At 69.2% G+C, this 21,500-nt stretch carries 23 protein-coding genes; 12 read left to right on the top strand and 11 right to left on the bottom strand.

Going from position 1 to position 21,500, the window contains the following annotated elements; genetic code table 11:
* Positions 1–87: 87 nt before the first annotated feature.
* The gene (locus ACGF7Y_RS23490; RefSeq protein ID WP_062971665.1) at positions 88–282 is read left to right on the top strand and encodes a heavy-metal-associated domain-containing protein; all 195 of its coding nucleotides are present in this window, start codon (positions 88–90) and stop codon (positions 280–282) included.
* Positions 283–1,013: 731 nt separating this feature from the next.
* Entirely contained in the window at positions 1,014–1,454 is a 441-nt protein-coding gene (locus tag ACGF7Y_RS23485; protein WP_157172669.1) for a hypothetical protein, read from the top strand.
* Positions 1,455–1,498: 44 nt separating this feature from the next.
* On the opposite strand, the gene ACGF7Y_RS23480 is transcribed toward ACGF7Y_RS23485, so the two are convergent.
* Entirely contained in the window at positions 1,499–2,503 is a 1,005-nt protein-coding gene (locus ACGF7Y_RS23480) for a DUF418 domain-containing protein (protein WP_393236712.1), read from the bottom strand.
* Positions 2,504–2,621: 118 nt separating this feature from the next.
* On the opposite strand from ACGF7Y_RS23480, the gene ACGF7Y_RS23475 reads away from it, so the two are divergent.
* Together ACGF7Y_RS23475 and ACGF7Y_RS23470 are read left to right on the top strand one after the other, a co-directional pair.
* Entirely contained in the window at positions 2,622–3,110 is a 489-nt protein-coding gene (locus ACGF7Y_RS23475; RefSeq protein WP_393236711.1) for a MarR family winged helix-turn-helix transcriptional regulator, read from the top strand.
* On the top strand, positions 3,110–3,490 hold the full coding sequence (locus ACGF7Y_RS23470; RefSeq protein ID WP_393236710.1) for a DUF5313 family protein: 381 nt from the start codon (positions 3,110–3,112) through the stop codon (positions 3,488–3,490). Before ACGF7Y_RS23475 ends, ACGF7Y_RS23470 begins: the two co-directional genes overlap by 1 nt.
* Positions 3,491–3,530: 40 nt before the next feature.
* Here ACGF7Y_RS23470 and ACGF7Y_RS23465 read toward each other — a convergent pair whose 3' ends face one another.
* Entirely contained in the window at positions 3,531–4,622 is a 1,092-nt protein-coding gene (locus tag ACGF7Y_RS23465; protein ID WP_393236709.1) for a calcium:proton antiporter, read from the bottom strand.
* A gap of 70 nt (positions 4,623–4,692) precedes the next feature.
* Positions 4,693–5,088 carry a nitroreductase/quinone reductase family protein gene (locus tag ACGF7Y_RS23460; RefSeq protein ID WP_393236708.1) on the bottom strand — a complete coding sequence of 132 codons (396 nt, stop codon included), beginning with the start codon at positions 5,086–5,088 and terminating at the stop codon, positions 4,693–4,695.
* A gap of 548 nt (positions 5,089–5,636) precedes the next feature.
* On the opposite strand from ACGF7Y_RS23460, the gene ACGF7Y_RS23455 reads away from it, so the two are divergent.
* Both ACGF7Y_RS23455 and mmuM read left to right on the top strand, forming a co-directional pair.
* On the top strand, positions 5,637–6,299 hold the full coding sequence (locus ACGF7Y_RS23455; protein WP_393236707.1) for a phosphate uptake regulator PhoU: 663 nt from the start codon (positions 5,637–5,639) through the stop codon (positions 6,297–6,299).
* 48 nt (positions 6,300–6,347) lie between these two features.
* A complete protein-coding gene (gene mmuM, locus ACGF7Y_RS23450; RefSeq protein WP_393236858.1) occupies positions 6,348–7,268 on the top strand; it encodes a homocysteine S-methyltransferase in 921 nt (306 codons plus the stop codon).
* A gap of 33 nt (positions 7,269–7,301) precedes the next feature.
* On the opposite strand, the gene ACGF7Y_RS23445 is transcribed toward mmuM, so the two are convergent.
* Both ACGF7Y_RS23445 and ACGF7Y_RS23440 read right to left on the bottom strand, forming a co-directional pair.
* Entirely contained in the window at positions 7,302–8,162 is an 861-nt protein-coding gene (locus ACGF7Y_RS23445; RefSeq protein WP_393236706.1) for an RNA polymerase sigma factor, read from the bottom strand.
* 64 nt (positions 8,163–8,226) lie between these two features.
* Positions 8,227–9,099, bottom strand: a complete 873-nt coding sequence (locus ACGF7Y_RS23440) for a haloalkane dehalogenase (protein ID WP_393236705.1) — start codon at positions 9,097–9,099, stop codon at positions 8,227–8,229.
* Positions 9,100–9,788: 689 nt separating this feature from the next.
* Between ACGF7Y_RS23440 and ACGF7Y_RS23435 the strand changes: the two genes are divergently transcribed.
* A complete protein-coding gene (locus tag ACGF7Y_RS23435; RefSeq protein WP_393236704.1) occupies positions 9,789–10,511 on the top strand; it encodes an HNH endonuclease family protein in 723 nt (240 codons plus the stop codon).
* Positions 10,512–10,514: 3 nt separating this feature from the next.
* Here ACGF7Y_RS23435 and ACGF7Y_RS23430 read toward each other — a convergent pair whose 3' ends face one another.
* Positions 10,515–11,534 (bottom strand): NAD(P)-dependent alcohol dehydrogenase, encoded by a 1,020-nt coding sequence (locus ACGF7Y_RS23430; protein ID WP_393236703.1) that lies wholly within the window; start codon positions 11,532–11,534, stop codon positions 10,515–10,517.
* Positions 11,531–11,974 (bottom strand): hypothetical protein, encoded by a 444-nt coding sequence (locus tag ACGF7Y_RS23425; RefSeq protein WP_393236702.1) that lies wholly within the window; start codon positions 11,972–11,974, stop codon positions 11,531–11,533. Before ACGF7Y_RS23425 ends, ACGF7Y_RS23430 begins: the two co-directional genes overlap by 4 nt.
* Before the next feature lie 86 nt (positions 11,975–12,060).
* On the opposite strand from ACGF7Y_RS23425, the gene ACGF7Y_RS23420 reads away from it, so the two are divergent.
* Positions 12,061–12,852, top strand: a complete 792-nt coding sequence (locus ACGF7Y_RS23420) for a helix-turn-helix domain-containing protein (protein ID WP_393236701.1) — start codon at positions 12,061–12,063, stop codon at positions 12,850–12,852.
* 156 nt (positions 12,853–13,008) lie between these two features.
* On the opposite strand, the gene ACGF7Y_RS23415 is transcribed toward ACGF7Y_RS23420, so the two are convergent.
* From ACGF7Y_RS23415 to ACGF7Y_RS23400, 4 genes are all read right to left on the bottom strand, one after another.
* The gene (locus ACGF7Y_RS23415; protein WP_393236700.1) at positions 13,009–14,211 is read right to left on the bottom strand and encodes an FAD-dependent oxidoreductase; all 1,203 of its coding nucleotides are present in this window, start codon (positions 14,209–14,211) and stop codon (positions 13,009–13,011) included.
* Between the two features lie 179 nt (positions 14,212–14,390).
* Positions 14,391–15,035, bottom strand: coding sequence for a PadR family transcriptional regulator (locus ACGF7Y_RS23410; RefSeq protein ID WP_393236699.1), 645 nt, complete (start codon positions 15,033–15,035; stop codon positions 14,391–14,393).
* 62 nt (positions 15,036–15,097) lie between these two features.
* Positions 15,098–17,131: a DHA2 family efflux MFS transporter permease subunit gene (locus ACGF7Y_RS23405; protein WP_393236698.1), complete on the bottom strand. Its 2,034-nt coding sequence runs from the start codon at positions 17,129–17,131 to the stop codon at positions 15,098–15,100.
* Positions 17,132–17,186: 55 nt separating this feature from the next.
* Entirely contained in the window at positions 17,187–17,849 is a 663-nt protein-coding gene (locus tag ACGF7Y_RS23400; RefSeq protein WP_393236697.1) for a TetR/AcrR family transcriptional regulator, read from the bottom strand.
* Between the two features lie 161 nt (positions 17,850–18,010).
* Here ACGF7Y_RS23400 and ACGF7Y_RS23395 point away from each other — a divergent pair, with 161 nt between their 5' ends.
* The 4 genes from ACGF7Y_RS23395 (at position 18,011) to ACGF7Y_RS23380 (ending at position 21,500) form a co-directional block, all read left to right on the top strand.
* Positions 18,011–19,423, top strand: a complete 1,413-nt coding sequence (locus ACGF7Y_RS23395) for a lipase family protein (protein ID WP_393236696.1) — start codon at positions 18,011–18,013, stop codon at positions 19,421–19,423.
* Between the two features lie 113 nt (positions 19,424–19,536).
* Positions 19,537–20,412 carry an oxidoreductase gene (locus tag ACGF7Y_RS23390; protein ID WP_062971698.1) on the top strand — a complete coding sequence of 292 codons (876 nt, stop codon included), beginning with the start codon at positions 19,537–19,539 and terminating at the stop codon, positions 20,410–20,412.
* 258 nt (positions 20,413–20,670) lie between these two features.
* Positions 20,671–21,138, top strand: a complete 468-nt coding sequence (locus tag ACGF7Y_RS23385) for a transcriptional regulator (protein ID WP_393236695.1) — start codon at positions 20,671–20,673, stop codon at positions 21,136–21,138.
* A 62-nt stretch (positions 21,139–21,200) separates the two neighbouring features.
* The gene (locus tag ACGF7Y_RS23380; RefSeq protein ID WP_393236857.1) at positions 21,201–21,500 is read left to right on the top strand and encodes a DUF3817 domain-containing protein; all 300 of its coding nucleotides are present in this window, start codon (positions 21,201–21,203) and stop codon (positions 21,498–21,500) included.

Here is a 21,500-nt window from a genome sequence, read left to right as displayed (position 1 = left end):
TGACAACTCCGCTATTCCCGGGCCCCCGGCAGTCAAACGCGACAAAACGGAAAGTTTGAGCGGAGGGAATCGGTCAATGCGATCTGCATGACGTACACAGTTACCCTGCACAACGTTACGCGCGAGTCCGCGTCGGCGATCGAATCGGCGCTGCGCGGCGTCAACGGCATCGACTCCGTCGACATCGACGTGTCGTCGGAGCGCGCGCTCGTGAACTCGACGACGATGACCTACGGCGAGGTTCTCGACGCGATCCGGCAGACCGGAGCCTCCGCCTCCTGATCGACGTTCGCCCGCCGCGCGGCTGCCCGGGACCTCCGACCTGCGCGAAGCCCTGGCAGGCACCCTGCGGGACCGTCCCCCGCGGGCCACACATCCTCCGGTTGCCTCACCGGCACCGAGCGGGTGACGGACGTGGTCGAACGCCGAGTTCCACCGAATCGGTGGCCGACACCCCAGCGCACGCATGCGCAGGCCGTGCCTCGCATCGCCACGCCCAAAGGCGCTCCACACCGAGCGAGCCTCGATGAACCGGCGCCGGAAGGCCCTCGCGCACCGAGCGATTCGACAGTGTCGGCGTCGGTGAAGCGATCACGCCCGCGTCACCACGTGACGATCACCGGCGCCACCATCTCGAAACCTTCTGGCCGCCAAGGGCGGCGAACCTCGGCGCCCTCGTCTACGACGCACACACCCGCTCGGGCAACACGCGGGTCCGCCTTGTCCTCCGCGCCGCTTTCGAACCCGTCCGCATCCGGGGTGATCGGGCGTCCGCGGCATATGCGCGAGAAAGCTTCTGGCGCTGCGATTTCCGGCATCGCGCACAGGCTGCCCGTGCAACGCCGAGGAGATGGGGCGAGCGACGATGATCGCCCCACCTGCTACCGCTCTCGGGCGCCGAACCCTTCGCGGTCACTCACCCTTCGGGGCGACCACAACGGCATGCACAGGCGGAGCACGCACGAGTATGATCTACGCCACATGCCCTGTCAACCACAGGAGACAACGCTGCCATGGGGGAGGACTTACACCCGTTCACGCGGGCGCTCAACACGCTCATCGACGGAATGCACCCGCCCACCGGGAACGACGGGCGGCCGCACCAGATCACCCACCGCGCCCTGGCCGCGGACATCCACCGCGCCACCGGCGCGCGCCTGTCCGCCAATTACCTCTGGAAGCTGCGCACCGGGCAGGCGGTGAACCCCTCCTACGAGACGCTGGAGGTGTTCCGCGGTTACTTCGGGCTCGCCAGCCTGGACCCGTTCACCGAACCCCGGCTGGCGGCGACACGCGGCAGCGAATTGGCATTGATCAACGCGCTCAAGGGAAACGCCGCGCACGAGGCACTGGAACCGGTGCTGCGCGACGGGCTGCGACAGGGTACGGTCCGCGCCGAGTCGGTGCTGGCGATGCTGAATGTCCTGCGGCGCATCGAGAACGAGCAACGCTGAACAATCCGGATGGCGCCGAGTCCCGAAGACGACGACGGCCGAGTTCAATACGGGCGGCTCGGGATCCGCACCCGCCGGATCGGCGCCACCGTCCACCAGGTGACGCACCGCCACACCCATTCCAGCGGACCGTATTCGAACAACCGCAACCACACCGCACTGAACACCGCCTGTAGCAGGATGATCGCGACCGCCAATCCCAGCACCGGCGCGTAGTCGCCGGAGCCGTACAGACCCAGACGCGGTGCGGCGAGCAGGATCAGCGCGGTGGCGCCCACGTAATTGGTCAACGCCATGCGGCCCAGCGGCCGCAACACCTCCGCCGCGACCTGACCCGGCTCGACGCGCAGCAACAGCAGCAAGCCTGTGAGGTAGGCCAGCGCACCCAGCAGGCCCGCCACGGCCGTGGCCGGCGTGGACCACAGCTCCAGATACGGTGTGCGGTACTCCCACATTCCCGCCGCTATCGCGGCGGGCAGGGCGAGGGCGAACACGGCGCCGATCTGCCAGACCCGCTCATCCAGGGTGTCCACGATTCCGCCGCGCGCGGTGGCCAGGCCCAGCAGGAACAACCCGGGCGCCAGGGCCAGCCCGCCGCCCAGGGCCAGCGCCACGCCGAACGTGCCCGCGAGTCCAGCCACCAGTACCAGCCAGTTCGGCAGCGCCGAGGCGGGCAGCAGGATCACCAGCCCGGCCAGCGCGTACGGAAGCAGCGCCTCACCCGGCTGGAACAGCTGATGGACCGCGCCGAACACCCCGAGCGCCAGCAAGCGGCGGATCAAGACCAACCGGGGGCGCTCGCCGCGCTCCGCGGCATTGTCCAGCAGTAATGCGAAGCCGATTCCGAACAGGAACGAGAAGATCGGGAAGAACCGTCCCTCGAACACCACCGACAGCACGTGCCGGATCGGTATCAGCACGCCCGATTCATCCGTGGCCGTCATGTCGGTGATCCGCCAGATATTCACCACCAGGATGCCGCACAGCGCGAAGCCACGAACCGCGTCCAGTTCCTGGATACGCGGATCCGCTCCGCGTCCATAGTGCATGGATCTCACGGTATCCAGCGGCGGCCCCGGAGCCGGGATCTCGCGCCGAGATGTCGCACACATTGATTAACGCACTAACTATTAATGCGCTAACTTGGAGCGCGGACAAGGAGGACCGATGGAGCCCGAGATCGACGATCCGCTGCGCTTGGACCGCCAGGTGTGCTTCGCGCTGGCGGTGGCCAATCGTGCCGTGCTTGCCGTCTACCGGCCGCTGCTGGAGCCGCTCGGCCTGACCCACCCGCAGTATCTGGTGATGCTCGCGCTGTGGGGTGCGGCGCCGATGTCGGTCAAAGCGATCGCCGAGGCGGTCCAGCTCGACTCTCCGACGCTGTCCCCGCTGCTCAAGCGCCTGGAAGCGGCCGGGCTGATCAGTCGCGAACGGGACAGCCGGGACGAGCGGAACCTGGTGGTGAACCTGACCTCGGACGGAGCCGCGCTGCGCGCGAAGGCCGAGCAGATCCCGCCCGCCGTCGTGCAGCGCCTCGGCGTGACCATGGCCGACCTCGAGCAGCTGCGCGACGCCCTCACCCGGGTGAACGAGGCGGCCCGCCGGTCGGCGCTCGCGGAGCCCGACGCCCCGTCCCCGAACCGAGGAGCCCGTTGATGACACGCGAACGACGACGGCCTCACCCGATCCAGTGGATCGGCTACGCCTTCGGACGCCGCCTTCCCGATTCGATGCGCGAGTGGGTGCGCGACGACCTGACCGGCAGGTTCGCCGCCACCCGGCACGTCCTGCGCGGGCTGGTGCCGTTCACACCGCTGTTCGCGGTGTTCCTGCTGTTTCCCGGCGAACTGTGGCTGCGCGGCGCGATGGTCCTGCTGGCGCTGTTGCTGGCCCTGTTCTACACCGTCGCCTTCATGCCGATGAACCGCGCGCACCGGCTCGCGAAGCACGGGTTGCCCGCCGATCTGAAGAACCCGCGACAAGCCCAGCGGGAAGCGCGGGAACGCGCCAGATACGCCGCGCAGCACCCCCGCTGACCGCTGCGGCCCCCGAGTGCGCAGGCCGCGAGAACCGGCGCTAGGGGCTGGCGGCCAGGCCGACGAAAGCCGCGAACACTGCCAGGTGGACTCCCCCTTGGAGGAGGGTCGCGCGTCCGGGGACGATCGTCAGGCCGCCGACGACGACGGTCAGTGCCAGCAGCACCATCTGGGTCGCGCCGAGACCGAGCACCAAGGGGCCGTCCAGCCAGATGCTCGCCACCGCGATCGCCGGGATGGTCAGGCCGATGCTCGCCATGGCCGAACCCAGGGCCAGATTGAGACCGATCTGCACCTGGTCGCGGCGCGCGGCCCGGATCGCGGCGAGCGTCTCGGGCAGCAGCACCAGCAACGCGATCACCACGCCGACCGCCGACTGCGGCAGTCCCGCCGACTCCACCGCCGACTCGACGGCGGGCGAGACCACCTTCGCCAGCCCCACCACGCAGATGAGGGCGACCAGCAGCAGAGCCAGGGCGACGAGCGCGGTGCGCACGCTGGGCGACTCGATGTGCTCGTCGTCGTCGGCGACGGTGCCGCCCACCTCGACCGGCAGGAAGTCGTCCGGATGACGCACCGTCTGCACGAGCACGAACAAGCCGTACAACGCGAGCGAGGCCACCGCGGCGAAGGCAAGCTGCGCGGGTGAGAACTCAGGACCCGGCTTGCTCGTGGTGAAGGTCGGCAGCACGAGACTGAGCGTGGCCAGCGTCGCCACGGTGGCCAGCGCCGCACCGGTGCCTTCCGCGTTGAACACCGCCACCCGCCGCCGCAACGCGCCCACCAGCAGGCAGAGACCGAAGATCCCGTTGCAGGTGATCATCGCCGCGGCGAAGACCGTGTCGCGGGCCAGAGTCGCGGTCTTGTCACCGCCTTGGCCCATCAGGGTGAGGATGAGCGCGACTTCGATCACGGTCACCGCGACGGCCAACACCAGCGAGCCGAACGGTTCACCGACGCGGCGCGCGACAACCTCCGCGTGGTGCACCGCCGCGAGCACCGCCCCGATCAACGCCACCGCCACGATCGTCACCGCGACACCGGGCAGACCGCGGCCCCAGGTGGCCGCGAGGGCGAGGACGGCCAGTAGCGGTACCACTACGGTCCAGCGGGCGAGCAACACACGGATCATGCCCACCATCGTCCCAGCAAACTATTCGCACCCCGGTCGGGTGATCGGTATCCCCGCCCCGGGCGCGGGCTCAGTCGTCCAGATCGATGCGCACGGTGAGCAGGTCGGTGCCGACGAGCCGGACGGCCGCGCTGTTGGCGCGCGGCAGGGCGGCCAGGCGGGCACGCGGGTCGTCCTCGGGCAGCAGATGGGCGGTGCCGGTGTGCCAGCGCCCATGCAACCGCAGCCGAACCCGGTTGTCGGCTTTGATGTTCCGGACATACTGCGAACGCTCGCCGAACTCGGAGACCAGCCAGAACTCCCGCCCGACCCGCCGCCCGCCGATCGGGGTGGTCCGCGGCTGCCCGCTGACCCGGCCGGTGGTCTCCAGGAGGGTCTGCCCGGGCAGCGTGCTGAGCAGCGGATTGCCCACGCGGCGCTGGAACGCTGTCACCGCCCGATGCTGGATGTCGCGCAAGTTCGGCATGCCGCGACGGTAGCACCGGTCACACCCGTCGGCAGGCCGCGCCGTGTCCGCGATTCGGGCGTCGAACAGGGCACGAGCCCGCGTGCGGTGCGCTATGGCACTGTCAGACATCCGGGCGCAAACGGCCGCTCCCTTGCATCGCGCAGTGCCGATCGGCCGTGCCGCCGCACCGGACCGCGTGGGGCGTGCGGTGGGCAATCGACCGAGGCCCCTGTGCACCAATACCTTTCTGTGATGCGAGCCACAAATCAGCCGTCTCGCAATATCTCTCCCGAACCCGCTGAGCCCCCGTCGACCAGCAGCCCGTTCGCCGGGCGATCGGCCCCCGCTCCCCGGATCTCGCGCGCGCCGGTTCCGCCGCAGCGCGATGCAGTTCCAAAAAGACTCCGGACCTGCGGCTTTCAGCCGAGCTCACGGCTTTGCGAGCGGGCAAGCTCCGGCGTCCCCCTCCGCGAGGGTGCCCGGCCGGTCGGCCGTGGCGATGCCGTTACCGAAGAACATCCGGCAAGGAATCGACCCCGCGCCCCTCCATGGGTGAGAATTTGGCGGTGCGCACCCAGTTCACTGCCGAGCTCATCGCGTTGACGAATGATCTGACGCTGATGTGCACGCTCGCCCACGACGCCGTCGAGCGTGTCACCGACGCGCTCGTCGACGCCGATCTCACCGCGACCTACGAGGTCTTCGCGCTCGACGAGCAGTTGCAGAAGATGTATGGCGCGTGCGAGGCGCGCACCGTGGTGCTGCTGGCATTACAGGCGCCGGTGGCCCGCGACCTGCGCCACGTGGTGACGGCGATCCAGATCGCCGGTGAGCTGTCCCGCATCGGCCGGCTCGCCAGCCGCGTCGCCGACAAGGCCTACCAGAGTCATCCCGGACACGCGGCGGAGCAACCGATCCTGGACATCCTCGCCGCGATGGGCAAGCTGGCGGCCGAGCGCACGGCGCTGGCCGGGCAAGCGGTCGCGGGCCGCCACCCGCTGCCGGAGGAGGAGACGCCCGCCGGTCGCCTGATGGAAACGCTGCACCGGCAGCTGCATTCCGCGCTGCGCGAACCAGCGACCCAGCCGTCCACCGAGGTAGCGATCGATATCGCCCTGCTGGGGCATCACCTGGAACGCTGCGTCGACCACACGGCACGCATCGAGCGGCTCATCCGCTTCCTCGACACCGGCGTGCCGCCGACCGCCCAGCCCAGCGACGACGAATAAGCCGCGTCCTACAGTGGAACCGTGCTGTACGACCCCGCGGCGGGGGCACTGATCTCGGACGGTGGATTGGCCACCGAGCTGGAGGCGCGCGGCCACGACCTGTCCGGCGCGTTGTGGTCGGCGCGCCTGCTCGTGGACGAACCCGCCGCGATCGAGGCGGTGCACGCCGCCTACTTCCGCGCGGGCGCCGACATCGCGACCACCGCGACCTATCAGGCTTCCCTCGATGGTTTCGCCGCGCGCGGGCTGACCAGGACGGAATCGGTGCGGCTGTGGCAGCGTGGCGTGGCGCTGGCCCGCGCGGCGCGCGATGCCCGCGCCGGCGATGGGCGGCGCCGGTGGGTCGCCGCCTCGGTCGGCCCGTACGGCGCCGCGCGCGCCGACGGATCGGAATATCGCGGCCGCTACGGCCGCACCGTGGCCGAACTGCGAGCATGGCATCGGCCGCGTATGGAGGTGCTCGCCGAGGCGGGCGCGGACCTGCTGGCCGTGGAGACCGTTCCCGATATCGATGAGGCCGAGGCACTGGTGGAGTTGGTGAACGAGCTCGGGGTGCCCGCATGGCTCAGCTACACCATCGACGGCGACCGCACGCGTGCCGGTCAACCGCTCGCCGACGCCTTCGCGGTGGCCGCGGACTCGGCCTCGATCGTCGCGATCGGCGTGAACTGTTGCGCGCCCGCCGATGTCTCGGCCGCGGTGGAACTCGCCGCCCGCACCGGCAAACCCGTGGTCGCCTACCCCAACAGCGGCGAAGGCTGGGATGCGGCGCGCCGGCGCTGGACCGGCCCCCCGCAGTTCAGGCCGGGACAAGCCCGTGAGTGGTACGCGCGGGGCGCGCGGATCATCGGCGGATGCTGCCGTGTCGGCCCCGCCCACATCGCCCATCTCGCAAGGGAACTACGAGGAACTTCTCCCTTCGCCACCCGCACTGCCACCGGCTCGTCCGGCCCCGGAGCGCCCGGCTGAGCGATTCGGCCGCGACGCGAGCCGCCGTTCTGGTCATGTCTGCTCGAGCATGGGAAAACGACCGGAACCGAGCAGCCCCGCGATCGCGTCCATCTTCGCTTGCGGCGCGGCGTAGTCCGGATGAGCACGCAGCACCGACGCCGCGTCGTGCAACCGGATCATCTGCCGTTCGGCCTCGGCAGCGGTACGACCGCCCGCGCTGACCGGATGGCGCGCGAACACCGGGCGGCGCGGGTCGACCCGTCCCGAGGCGAGCGCTCGGTCCACCCGGCGTGAGCAGCGACAGAACGCCGCGGGATCGACCAGGCCGCAGGTCGCGTTCAGGAAGTTCCCCAGCCGCTTCTTGGCTCGCTGCAAGCGCTTTCGATAGGCGGCCGGGGTGACCTCGAGGATCCAGGCGGCCTCGGCGGAGCTCAGTTCGAACACCTCACCGAGCACGAAGGCGATCCGTTCGTCGCGGGCCAGGCATTGCAACATGCCCTGGCTACAGGTGAGCCGCACCTCGGCGGTCAGCAGCACCGCTTCCGGCCCGCGGTGATCCGCCTCCGACAATCCGTCGGTCAGCCCGTCCCGGAAAGAGTCCAAGCTCAGTTGCGCGGCCTCCTGCGGGGATTGCCGTCGCAGATTCAGCAGGTGATTGACGCCGATGCGATAGGCCCAGGTGAGCAGTTTCGCCTCGGCGCGCCAGCTGTGCAGATGGTCGAGGACGCGCACCATGATCTCCTGCGTCGCGTCCTCGGCCTCCGCGGGCCGCCAGACCATGCGCAGGGCCAGCCGATAGAGCGGGTCCTGCAGCAGGCGCACCACCTGGGCGATGGCGTCCCGGTCGCCCGCGACCGCGCGGGCGACCATGGCCTTCTCCTCGGCCGCGACCCGGTCGTGCTCGGTGCTCATCCGGCCATCATTCGGCTTGCGTCGCGGTCGGCGCAAGCACGCCCCGGTCACACCGGGCACGAGGTCACGAGCGAGCGGCCGCACCGACCAGGGCGTGCCGGTCGAGCCACTGCGCGACCGCCCGGCCGATCTCGTCCGGCCGGTCCTCCGGCGCGTGGTGGCCCGCCGGGCCGATCGGCGCGACCTCGGCGCTCGCGAAGGTGCTCGCGGCCCAGTCGATCACCTCCGCCGCACCCAATCCGACGCCGTTCTCCAGCGCCATCAGCAATTTCGGCACCTCGGGTGTCGCGGCCGCCCACTCGCCGTAGTTCCGCACCAGCGCGACCACGTCGGCGGGCTCGCCGTCCAGCGGGAACTCCCGCGGCCACACCAGCAGCGGCTTGCGTGTGGCCGGGGTGGGGTACGGCGCCCGGTACACGTCGTGATCCTCGGCGGCCAGGTCGGCGACGCCCTTCGGCAGGTTGAACTCGATGAAGGTGTTCTCCTCCAGAATCATCCGCTCACCTTCCGGAGAGCGGAACTTGCGGAACAACTCGGCGCCGAGCGCAGGCAGTTCCTCCCAGCGCATCGGCCGCAAGAAGGTCTCGATCAGCGCGATGCCGCGCACCCGGCCCGGATGCCGAGCGGCCCAGTCCATGCCCAGCGCGCCGCCCCAGTCGTGCCCGACCAGCACCACCCGGTCCAGGCCGAGCGCCTCGAACCAGGCGTCCAGGTAGGCGGCGTGGTCGGTGAAGCGGTAGCCGCTGTCCGGCTTGCCGGATTCCCCCATCCCGACCAGATCCGGCGCCAGCGCCCTGGTTCGATCGGCGACGTGCGGGATCACGTTGCGCCACAGGTGGGACGAGGTCGGATTGCCGTGCAGGAACACCACAGGGGTGTCCCCCACTCCGGTGTCGCGGTAGTTGATGAAGGAGTCGAGAACGTCGACGTTCGGCATGATGTGGTCCTTTCAGGTCGGGCTCGCTTGCCCACACCCGTTTCGACACACGGTTCGCTTGCCTGTGACCGGACATGAAGTGATCATCGTCACACGTACGGCCGGCGGGACGGCGACCGCGTCGCACCACACTGCCATCCCATGCACACATCCGTACTCATGCAGTAGATGTATGCCGAAACTGAAGATCGGCTGAGAAATTTTTCGATCCTTCAGAACGAACTTGCCAATCGCCGCGCGTCCTATCTACTGTCTTGATACGTAGGACCAAGAGAGATCGAGATGGAGCGGATGCGTGCTGGCGCCCTACCCGGTAGGGACTTTCCCTGGTCACCCCCTGATCCCGATCACCCCTGATCGTCACGAGTGAGTCCGGAGCAGGCGCGGCTCGACACCTCGGGACCTCCCCCTCATCAGCCCCGTGGTGTCGTACCAGTGCGGTTTTCGGAGTGGACAACCATCCGCACAACCGCGCGGCTCCCCAGGCCTCCTCGTGATAGACCGCCCCCGAATCGGCGCCGGCACGGCGATTCGGGGGCGGGCCCACTCCTGGCCGATCGCTCTGGCGCATCGCCCGTTAACGGCCGGCTGTGCCGAATCTCATACGCGCCGTTGGGTTGCGCGAACCCTGCCACTGGATACCTTGTCGCCGGTTACAGTTTCAAGTGGGTTCGGCGTTAGGAAGTTCGATGAAGTCCACAACGCGGCGGCTGGCTCTGATCGGCATCATGGTGGCGACTTCCATCGGACTGATCTCCTGCTCCTCGGTTCACCCCAGCCAGTCGACGGCGGCGGGATGCGGTTCGGGCGGACGGGCGTGCGCCGATGCCGCCGCCCCGATTCCCGGCCGCGACGCTCTCGCCCTGCTCGACTCCCTGCGCGTGGCGGAACGCGCGCCCAAAACCGGCTACAGCCGGGACGAATTCGGGCCGCCCTGGTCCGACAACGTCTCGGTGCCCGGCGGCGGCAACGGCTGCGACACCCGCAACGACATCCTCCAGCGCGACATGACCGACGTGACCTTCAAGTCGGGTAAGTGCATCGTCGCCACCGGGACGCTCGCCGACCCGTACACCGGTAAGACCATCGCCTTCAAGCGCGGCACGAAGTCCTCCGACGACGTGCAGATCGATCACGTCGTCGCGCTGTCGGACGCCTGGCAGAAAGGCGCACAGCGGCTTTCCGCCGAACGCCGCCGCGACCTGGCCAACGACCCGCTGAACCTGCAGGCCGTCGACGGCCCGACCAACCAGTCCAAGAGCGACTCCGACGCGGCCGAGTGGCTGCCGCCGAGCAAGGGCTACCACTGCGCCTACCTGACCAGGCAGATCCAGGTGAAGGCGGCCTACCAGCTGTGGGTCACCCCGGCCGAGAAGGATGCCATGGTGCGGATCCTGACCGCCTGCCCCTGAGTCCTAGGGGATCTCGATCACCACCTTCCCGAACGGGTCACCGGTGCGGAGATACCGGTAGGCCGCCTGGGCTTCCTCGAACGCGAACACCCGGTCGATGACGGGACGCATCCGATGGACGGCGATCGCTCGGTTCATCGCCTCGAAATCCGTTCGGCTGCCCACTGCGATGCGGCGGATCGACAGATACGACGCCCCGAATGGATTGCCCGCGGGCGGGTCGGTGGCGGGCATCGCGCCGATCATCGTGATCCGCGCGTTGTATGCGCCCGACCGCACGGATTTCGCCAGTGTCGGCATGCCCACCGCGTCGAGGACGTGGTCGACGCCATCACCGCCGGTGCGGTCCAGCACGACGCTTTCCCAATCCGGGGTCCGGCTACGATCGATCACCTCGTCGGCTCCGAGCGCGCGTAACCGCTCGGCTTTGCGATCGTTCGAGGTGATCGAGATGATTTCGGCGCCGTGCATCTTCGCGTGCTGTACGCCGAAAAGCGCCACCGATCCGCTGCCGACGGTCAATACGGTCTCGCCCGGCCGCACCGGCAACGGCGTGCTCAGCGCGGCCCACGCCACCACCCCGGCGCAGGTCAGCGTCGCGGCTTCCAGGTCCGTGAGGTGACCGGGCACGTGCACCACCGAATCCTCCTCCAGCACGGCATAAGTGGCGAGCATGCCGGGATAGGTGGCGCCGTACTGCTCGACGACGTGCGACCGACGCTGCGGACCGTCGACCCAGCGGACGAAGTAGGTGGCGGTCACCCGGTCGCCCACCGCGGCGCGGGTCACGTCGTCACCCACGGCGATCACCTCGCCGACACCGTCGCTGAGCGGGACGACGCCGGGAATGGCGGGCAGTGGGTACGTACCGTCCACCAGCATCAGATCGCGACGATTCAGCGACGCCGCCCGCACCCGGATCACCACCTGCCGTGGGCCGGGCACCGGCATCTCCTGCGGTGCGGCGGTCAGCGCGCCCGCGCCGCGCGAGGGGTCGAGATGGTAGGCGACGGCTTGCCTCATGCGACGCCGATGTACTGGTGATCCCACCGGATCCGGCCGTCGTCGTCGAGGGCTATGACGTCGTATCCGCCGCCCACGACGGCGCCGTCGGCCTTCGTCACCATGTGCCAGGTCAGGCCGATCAGGTTCACCGAGAGGCGCACCGCCTGCCCCTCCGCCACGAACACGTGCTCACCGGGAGCGACGAACTCGTCGTACGCCCGGTCGACGCGGCGGTCCAGCGCTTCATAGCCACGGATCTCCACGGTCGGGATCGGGAAGGACAGGGCGGCCAACGCTTCCCGCATACCCTGCGGCGGATCCACCAGGACCTGGGCGCCGTCCTCGGACCACAGCTGCCTGATCCGCTTGCGCCTGGCTTCGGCATCGGGCTCGTTCCACAACGCGATGTACCGTTCGGCGAATCGCGAGAGTTCCTGCTCATCGAATTTCTTGCTCATGCGGCAGAGTTTTGCCGCCGTTCGAAGTCTGTGCGATTCCCCGCAGGGTATGGCGAGCCCGCCGCCCGCCCGCCGATACTGCTGCTATGACAACGGCGATCGAGTCCCCCGGGTTCGCCCGGCAGCTCAAGCATTGGCGGACGCTACGCCGGGTCAGCCAACTCGACCTCGCGATCCGCGCCGACACCACGCAACGTCATCTGAGCTTCCTGGAGCAGGGCCGCTCGCGCCCCGGCCGCACCATGGTGGTGCGGCTGGCCGAATCACTGGAGCTGTCGCTGCGTGAACGCAACGGACTGCTGCTGGCCGCGGGATACGCGCCGATCTTCCCCGAATCCGAACTCGACACCGTGGAACTGGCGCCGGTGCTGGAGGCGTTACGCGCCATTCTGGACGGCCATCTGCCCTACCCGGCGCTGGTCGTGCGGCCCTACGGCATCCTGCTCGCCGCCAACGCCGCCTTCGACGTGCTCACCGAGGGCGCCGCGCCGTGGCTGCTGGAACCACCGGTCAACGTGCTGCGGCTCGCGCTGCATCCGGACGGCTTGGCCGCCCGCGTGGTCAACCTGCCCGAATGGGGAAGGCACGTCACCGAAGCGCTGCGCAACCGGATCGCCCGCAGCCCCGATCCCGTCCTGGACGAGCTGATCGACGAGCTGGAGACCTATCTGCCGTCCACCGAGCCGGGGCCGGAGCACCTGGGTTTCGCGGTGCCGTTGCGCCTGCGCTGCGCCGAAGGGGAATTGCGTTTGATCACCACGCTCACCTCGTTCGCCACCGCGGTGGACGTCACGCTCGCCGAGCTGCAACTGGAGGCGTTCCTGCCCGGCGACGAGCAGACCACGCGAATTCTGCGTGACCGCGCGGCACGACGCTGATCGGGGCTCTCGCGCCCGGCCGATGCTGGACCGGCTCGATATATGGGCGGGGCGGCGCTCGGGAACTGTGTCGATCCGGCGGTCCGATCGCCGCCGAATCGCCGCTCACCCGAGGATCAGTCCCGCAGGTCGGCCCTGCGGGACCTCATCGTCGACTCACACCGCCGCGAGTTCGCGCTCGGCCGGTGCTTCCCAATCGATCCGGTAGCGCTGTTCGGGTCCCATGGTCTTCTCCGGTTTCATCACGGTCTTGGCCATCAGCGGCATGAGCAGCTGCATGAACTTGCGTCCCACCGGCCCCGGCGTCTTGCTGTGGTTGATCTTCGCCGCGCGGGCCGCGACGCCTTCCACGCGCTCGCGCCGCAGCCGCTCGTAGACCGCGAACGCCTCCGGAGCGGGCAGATCACGCAGGCATCTGGCCAACTGCACACCGCTCTCGATCGCCAGCGACGCGCCCTGGCCGGAACTGTTGGACGGGGCGTGCACGGCATCGCCGATCAGCACCATGCGTCCGCGATGCCAGTGCGGCACCGGCGGCATGATGTGCAGCGCGCCCGCCACCTCCAGCTGGTCCTCGGTGGTGCGGCGAGCGAGTTCGGCGCCGGGGCTGTCGTCGCGGTAGGTCTCGCGCAGGATCTGCAACCAGTGCGCGTTCGGTACCGCCCGCGCCGCGGTGAGCGACAGGTACTCCTTGTGCGGCAGGTTCGCACCCCAGGCCACCCGCCCGTCGCCGAGCGGCCAGTACAGGTAGTACGCCCGCTTGCCGAACGCGAAGGTCATGGTGTCGGCCGGGATCTCGGCGTCGCACTCGGTGGTCGCGCCGAAGCCGAGCATGCCGGTGTAGCCGGGCCCGGGGGCGTTCGGGTCGATCAGCGTGCGCACCCGCGAGCGGATGCCGTCCGCGCCGATCAGCACGTCGGCGGTGGCCGTGCTGCCGTCGGCGAAGCGGGCGGTGCTGCCGGATTCGTCCTCGTGCACGTCGACCAGGCGCTTGTCGTACTCGAACGGCACCCCCGCCGCGGTCGCGTGCCGGTGCAGCGCTCGATGCAACTCGCTGCGGTCGACCAGTTGCAGCGGCGGCACATCGGAGAGGCCCGGCAGTGCCAGCACCTTGTCTCCGACGGCCATGTTCATCTTCGTGACCGGCAGCGCGATCTCGCGGACCGGATCGCCCGCTCCGATGATGTCGAGGGCGGCGATGCCGTTGGGCGCCAGCGCGAGTCCGCTGCCGATGCCGTAGGAGGGGCCGGGGTAGGCCTCGTAGACGCGGGCTTCGATGCCCGCCTTGCGCAGGGCCGTCGCGACGACGGGGCCTGCGATGCCGCCACCGATCACCAGGGCGGTACGTGTTGTGGACATGGGTGTCTCCAGGATTCGTGTGATGCGGGTTTCGGTTCCCGGACCGACCCACGCGCCACCCACCCGGTTATCCTGTGGTTGCCAGCCTTGTAGCCGGGTGCGCGTTCGCGGGCGCGGTTCGAGACTGTTCGATCGGGCCCGGCGGCGGTGTTGCCGCACCACGCCGGGTCCGGTTTCGGCTAGTCCTCGGCCATCCCCCTCTCCACCAACTCGGTGACCTCCGACGGCAGCGCGCCGCGCTCGTGCCACTCACGCCATTGCGCCAGTCCCGGGAAGGTGCCCTCGGTCAGCTCGTCACGCAGCGAACGTGTCCACGCCGCCTCGGCTTCCAGCATCGCCAGCCCGAACTCGGACTCGACGACGAACAGCCGCGGCAGCGCGCCCGCGAGTTCGCCGAGTTCGCGGCGAACCGTCCCGATGGTCTGTTCCAGCGCTTCGAGCCGGGTACCGAGCAGTTCGACCACCTCGGCGGGCGGAAGCACCGCGAGAATGGACAGACCCGCGACGAACCGGTGATGTTCCGGTTCCGGAGTCGACAGCAGCTCCCTGGTCCAATCGGCCATCTCGGCGCGGCCCGCGTCGGTGATCCGGTAGATCACCCGCTCCGGTCGCGCGCCCGCCCGCTCGCTGCCGACCACCTCGAGAAAGCCGACCTTGGCCATGTTCTGCACGACCGTGTAGAGCGAACCCCACTTGATCGCCATGTCGTGGTCTTTGCCCCGGTCGCGCAGAGTCTGCGCGATCTCGTACCGGTGCATCGGGCGTTCGATGATCACGGACAGCACCGCGAGCGCCAGCAGGTTGTCGACCTTGCGTTTCTTCATCGCGGCACCTCCTTATTACTCGTGTACGAATATACGTCTACGAGTAATAAGCCGCAAGCGGTTCAGGCGGGCACCGTCTGCTGCTCCCGCGCCTGCTCTTCGAGCAACTTCGTGGCGATGTTCGTCAACGCTTGATCCAGCAACGCGCGATCGGCGGGATCGGCTTCGTTCCAGTCGTCGAGCCTGCCGTCGAGCCAGCGCCGCCAGGCCGCCTTGATCCGGTCCAGCTCGGCGGTGCCGGAGTCGGTGAGCCGCAACCGTTGCCCCTCCCGCATCAGGTAACCCTCCGCGCCCACCTGGTCGTAGATCGGCTCGATCACCTCCTCGGGCAGTCGGTGCTCGCGCGCTATCTCGGCCAGCGTGGCGTGGCCCCGCAGCCGGTCGCGCAGATACACCTGCCCGAGGGCCCATGCCTCCCCGCGGGTGAGGTCGCTGTCCGCGTCGGCGAGGATGCGCGGGCCGATCGGATCCCCCTCCCGAGCCCTGCGCATGGTGCCCGCGACGGCTCTTTCCAGTTGCACCAGCCGATCGGGTGAGTCGGGTACCGAGAACCCCTCGCCGACATCGCCCGCGCCCGCCCGCGCGCTGTCCCGCAGCGGCACCTCGGGCAGGAACCACGCGATCACGAATCCGGCCAGCGCGACCGGCACGACCCAGAAGAACACGTGGTCGATGGAGTCCGCGTACGCGTCGATGATGGGCGCCGACTGTTCGGCGGGCAGCGCGCGCAGCGATTGCGGGTCCGCTGCCACAGCCGGTGCCACCACACCCACGCGGACCAGCGCGGCGGTGAGGTTGGGGCCGATCTCGTTGCTGTAGAGGGTGCCGAAGATCGCCGTACCGAAGGCGCTGCCCAGCGTGCGGAAGAAGGTGACGCCGGAGGTCGCCGTGCCCAGCTGCGCGTAGGGCACGGTGTTCTGCACGACGATGGTGAGCACCTGCATGGCCAGTCCGATGCCGAGGCCGAGGATCAGCATGTACAGCGACTCCAGCCACGTGCCGGTGGTCCTGCCCATCGTCGACATCAGGTACAGGCCGAGCGCCATGACCAGCGTGCCCACGATCGGGAAGTACCGATAGCGCCCGGTCTTGCCGACCACCTGCCCGGACAGGATCGAGGTGGTGAACAGGCCCGCCACCAGCGGCAGGGTGCGCACACCCGACATGGTGGCCGAGACCCCGTCCACGTATTGCAGATACGCGGGTAGATAGGTCATCGAGCCGAGCATCGCGAAGCCGACGATGAAACTGAGGATCGAGCACACCGTGAACACCCGGCTGCGGAACAGCCCCATCGGCAGCATCGGTTCCGCGGCTCGCGACTCCACCGCGACGAACGCCGCGAGCAGCAGCACCGCCCCGCCGAACAGGCCGATGATCGTCGGCGACCCCCACGCGTATTGCTGCCCGCCCCATTCCAGGCCGAGAATCAGGCAGGAGACGCCCAGCGCCACCAGGCCGATTCCGGCGTAGTCGATGATCGGCTTGGCCGCGGCCCGCACCCGCGGGATCGTCCGCGCCGCCAACGCGATCATCACCACGGCGACCGGCACGTTCACGTAGAAGCACCAGCGCCAGCTGGCATGGTCGGTGAACAGACCGCCCAGCGTCGGACCGATCACCGTGGTCACGCCGAACACCGCTCCCAGCGCACCCTGGTACTTGCCACGCTGCCGCAGCGGGATGATGTCGGCGATCAGCGCCATCGAGGTGACCATCAGTCCGCCCGCGCCGAAGCCCTGGATGCCGCGGGCGAGCACCAGCAGCAGCATGCCGTTCGCCAGGCCCGCCACCATCGAGCCCACGATGAAGATCACGGCACTGACCTGGAACACCGGTTTGCGGCCGAACAGGTCGCCGAGTTTGCCCGCCAGCGCCGTCGCCACCGCCTCGGCGAGCAGGTACGAGGTGACCACCCACGCCATGTGCCCCGCCCCGCCGAGGTCGGCCACGATGGTGGGCAGCGCGGTGGACACGATGGTCTGGTCCAGCGCCGCCATCAGCATGCCGAGCACGATGGTGCCGAACACGATGTTGGTCTTGGCCCTGCCCATCGGGGCACCGGGGTCCGCGGCGACAGCAACCGAACCGGCCATCAGCCCAGTATGGGACTTCGCCGCTTGGATGGATATCCAGCGACACGGCAGCGAATCAGCCGGGCAGGTCCTCGGACGCCGTCTCGTCCGCCCGCTCGATCAGCGACATCGCGATCGGGACCAGCAGATCGACCAGCTCGGCCACCGTCGGACGCGGGTCGGCGAGCACCCACTCGTGCGCCAGCCCGTTGATCGCGCCGATCAAGGCGCTCGCACCCCACCCCGGCGCGCCACGCACCCGCGAACCCGGAGCGACCACCGGCACCACATGCGACTCCAGCATGGACGCCCACCCATGCCGTCGTTCGCGACGGTGCCGCTCCATCCGGTCGCTCACCCCGACCACTTCGATGAACGCGACCTTCGCGCGGTAGGGATCGGAGCCGATCGAGGCCAGGTAGGCCGTCACCACCGCGGTCATCGCGGCGGGCAGGTCGAATCGGGGGTCGAGGTCCGCGAGCCGCCCCAGCACGGCGGCGGCGGCCTCGTCCTGGATCCGGTCATAGGCGGCGACCAGTACGTCCTCCCTGGCCTGGAACTCCTCGTAGAACTGCCGCTTGGACAAGCCCGCGGCGGCGCACACGTCGGCCAGCGAACAATCGGCGTAGCCGCGCTCGGCGAAGATCCGGGTGGCCGCGTCGAGGAACCGCTGACGCCGCTCGGCTTTCCGCTCCACGACGGCACGCCCGCCGTATTGCCTGCCCACTGTCGCCGTCACATCTCTCACCGTAGCGAAATCGCGGCGACCGCGAACCATGCCTTCCCACCGGGGCCGGAGATGTCCGTTCTTGTGATCCGCGCCATGACACCGCATACTCGAGCGCAGTCTGAAACCGATGAGGCTCACATATGTGGCTCGCCGAACGAAGAGGTTCTCGCATGGCCCTTTCCCGCAAGCACGCACCGAAGCTGCTCGCGGCACTCGCCGCGGTGGCCGTGGGGCTGCCCTTCCTAACAGCCGGGCCCGCGGCCGCGGAGCCGCCGCCCGACGACCAAGTGGTCCAGCCCGCGCTGCCGTTCCCGGTTCCGCCGCTACCGCCGGGTTTCGACCCGGCGTTCTATCGGCCGCCCGTGGACACCTACGCCGATCTGGCTCCCGGCCGGATCATCGCCGCACGCCAGGTCAATCTGGCCAATCTGTCGCTGATCCCGCTGAACGTGGACGCCTGGCAGCTGTCCTACCGCTCCACCAACTCCCGCGGCGAGGCCATCCCCGCCGTGGCCACGGTGATCAAGCCGCGCGGCTACGTCGCCGACCGGCCGCTGTTCTCCTATCAGATCGCCGAGGACTCGACCGGCAACTACTGCATGCCGTCGTATCAGCTCCAGATGGGCAGCATCCCCGCGACCTTGACCGGATCCACCCTGGTGGCCGCGCAGTTCCTCGAGGTGCAGGCGGCGCTCGCCCAGGGCTGGGCCGCGGTGATCCCGGATCACCAGGGACCGGACTCGGCATACGCCGCAGGGCCTTTGGCCGGCCGCATCACTCTCGACGGCATCCGCGCCGCGGAGAACTTCGCGCCGATGCAACTGTCCGGGACCCGGACCAGGGTCGGGATGATGGGCTACTCCGGCGGCGCGATCGCCACCGGCTGGGCCGCCGAGCTGAAGCGCGGCTACGCGCCCGAACTGAACGTGGTGGGCGCCGCCGAGGGCGGCATCCCCGCCGACCTGTCGGCCGCACTGCGGATGGCCAACGGCAATCTCTCCGCGGGGCTGATCTTCGCGGGCGCGCTCGGCGTCTCGCGCGAGTATCCGGAGCTGCGGAAATTCCTCGACGACAACGCGAACGGCCTGGGTAGGCTCATGATCGCGGGCAAGGAGCAACTCTGCGCGAGCTACCAGGCCGCGCTGTTCCCGTTCGCGGACAACCTGGGAATGCTGGCGAAGAACCCGTTCACCGACCCCGCCGTAGTCGAGGTGCTGAACGAGACGAAGCTGGGCCGAGCCGTGCCGGACATGCCGATGCTGATGTACCAAGCCAACGCCGACTGGCTGATCCCGGTCGGGCCCGTCAACGAGCTGGTCGGAACCTACGCCCAGGACCCGGGCGCACGGGTCGAGTACATCCGCGACCATTTCAGTGAGCACCTCACCCTCGATCCGATCGCGGCGCCGCGCGCGCTGCTGTGGCTGAGGGACCGGTTCGCGGGCGCGCCGGTGGCCGAGGGGGTCACGATCACCGATGTGGGCTCGATGACGCTGGATCCCGCCACCTGGCAGGTGTGGGGCGATACGGTGGGCGCGGTCCTCGCGGCCGCCTTCCAGCACCCGATCGGCAGTGGCCGCTGAAAAATCGGGTGAGAGCTCGTGTCGCGGGTATGTTCCGCGACACGAGCATCCGCGTCTGAGACGATCAATTCGAAACCCTTCCCCCGGAACTTACTCCAAAGTAAGGTTGACGCATGGCGTGGAAACCAACTGAGATCCCGGACCAGACGGGACGCACCTTTGTCATCACCGGCGCGAACGGCGGTCTCGGTGCCGTCGCCACGAAGGTCTTGGCGGCCAAGGGCGCGACCGTGATCATGGCCTGCCGCAACGCGGTCAAGGCGAAAGAGGTCGCCGGCGGCATCGACGGCGACGTCCGCGTGGCCGAACTCGACCTCGCCGATCTGGCCTCGGTGCGCAAGTTCGCCGACGCAGGCGGCGAGTTCGACGTCCTGGTCAACAACGCGGGCCTGATGAACATCCCGTTCTCGCGGACCAAAGACGGGTTCGAAACCCAGTGGGGCGTCAACCACCTCGGACACTTCGCGCTCACCGGCCTGCTGCTGGACCGGATCAAGGACCGGGTGGTCACCCTCTCCAGCATCGCGCACAAGCAGACCCCGAAGCTGTGGATCGACGACCTCGACTACGAGAACCGTCGTTACCAGCGCAATCTCGCCTACGCGCAATCCAAGCTGTGCAATCTGATGTTCGCCCGCGAATTGCAGCGCAGGTTGCGGGAATCCGGCTCGGACAAGCGCTCCTACGGTGTGCATCCCGGTGTCTCGGCCACCGACCTCTTCGCCCACACCGAGACGCCGCTCGATTACGTCTCGAAGCCGTTCATCCGCCTGATCGGGCACTCACCCGCCAAGGCCGCGCACTCGACTCTGTTCGCCGCGACCATGCCCGACGCCGATCCCGAGATCTACTGGGGGCCGACCCGGCTCTTCGGTAGCCAGGGACCGGTGCGGCCCTCCTCCTCCACCCGTTTGTCGCAGAACCGGGAGCTGTGGCAGCGGCTGTGGGCCGAGTCCGAGCGCAAGACCGGCGTCATCTACCCCTTCTGAGCCGGGCACAGTCCTGGGGCCGGCCACGCGCGAGGCGGGCGGCTCATCGCGGGGGGCACCGGCGGACCGCTCGCTCGCAAACGGATCATCCGTGGCGAGCGGCGGCCCGTGCATGCCCAAGAGCCGACCCCTGGGGTGAGCGGCCCCCGCGCCCGGCCGACAGCCGCCCCAGCCGTGGACCCGAGCACGTTCCCAGCCTGCGTGAGACGGCGCACCTCGCTCTACGGCCCGCGTAGTAGAACGGGTACCGTAGAAGCCGTGTCCGCCTCTCCCCGCCGCTCGGCACACAACCGCCCGGCCCTGATCGCGCTGGTGATCGTCGCCGCGCTGGGCTGCCTGGCGCTGGCCTGGTGGCAGTGGGAGCGGTACGAGTCCGCGAGCGGCACCGCCCAGAATCTCGGATACGCGCTGCAATGGCCCCTGTTCGCGGGGTTCGCCGTCTTCGCGTACTTCCGGTTCGTCCGGCTCGAGCGCGAGGCAGGCGCGGAGGAGGACGAGTCCACCGCGGCGGCGCGGCGCGCTTCCACCGCAGCCGGGCGCGCCGCGAAACCGGCCGCGCCCACGGAGCTGCCGGCCGGTCTGCTACCCGAGCGCCCGAAGGCCGTCCGGGACGAGGATCCCGTGCTCGCCGAGTACAACCGGTACCTGGCCGCGCTGCACGCCCACGACATCGATGAACAGGTCCGCGCGGCAGGCCCGCACACCAGCGAGAGGAGCGCCGGTTGACCACCAGCGAGAATTCCACCGAGACCACCGCCGTCCCGGCCCCGGCAGGCAACGCCGCCAAGATCCGTCCGGCGCTGCTGCGCTACCGGGCGCTGGCCTGGATCACCGGTCTCTGGCTGCTGCTGCTCACCGGTGAGATGATCGCCAAGTACGGCTTCGACGTGCACACCCCCAGTTGGATCGCCGTCGTGCACGGCTGGGTGTACTTCGTCTACCTGCTGGTCACCGCCGACCTCGCGATCAAGGTTCGCTGGCCGGCCCTGCGCACCGTCGGCACCCTGCTCGCGGGCACCATCCCACTGCTGTCGTTCTTCGTCGAGCACGTCAACGCCAAGCAGGTCAAGCAGGACTTCGGCGTCTGA

It is taken from the genome of Nocardia sp. NPDC047654 (assembly GCF_043205035.1).
Lineage (GTDB): Bacteria > Actinomycetota > Actinomycetes > Mycobacteriales > Mycobacteriaceae > Nocardia.
Note: the sequence above shows the minus strand (reverse complement) of the source record. Positions and strands in the feature narration are given on the sequence as shown.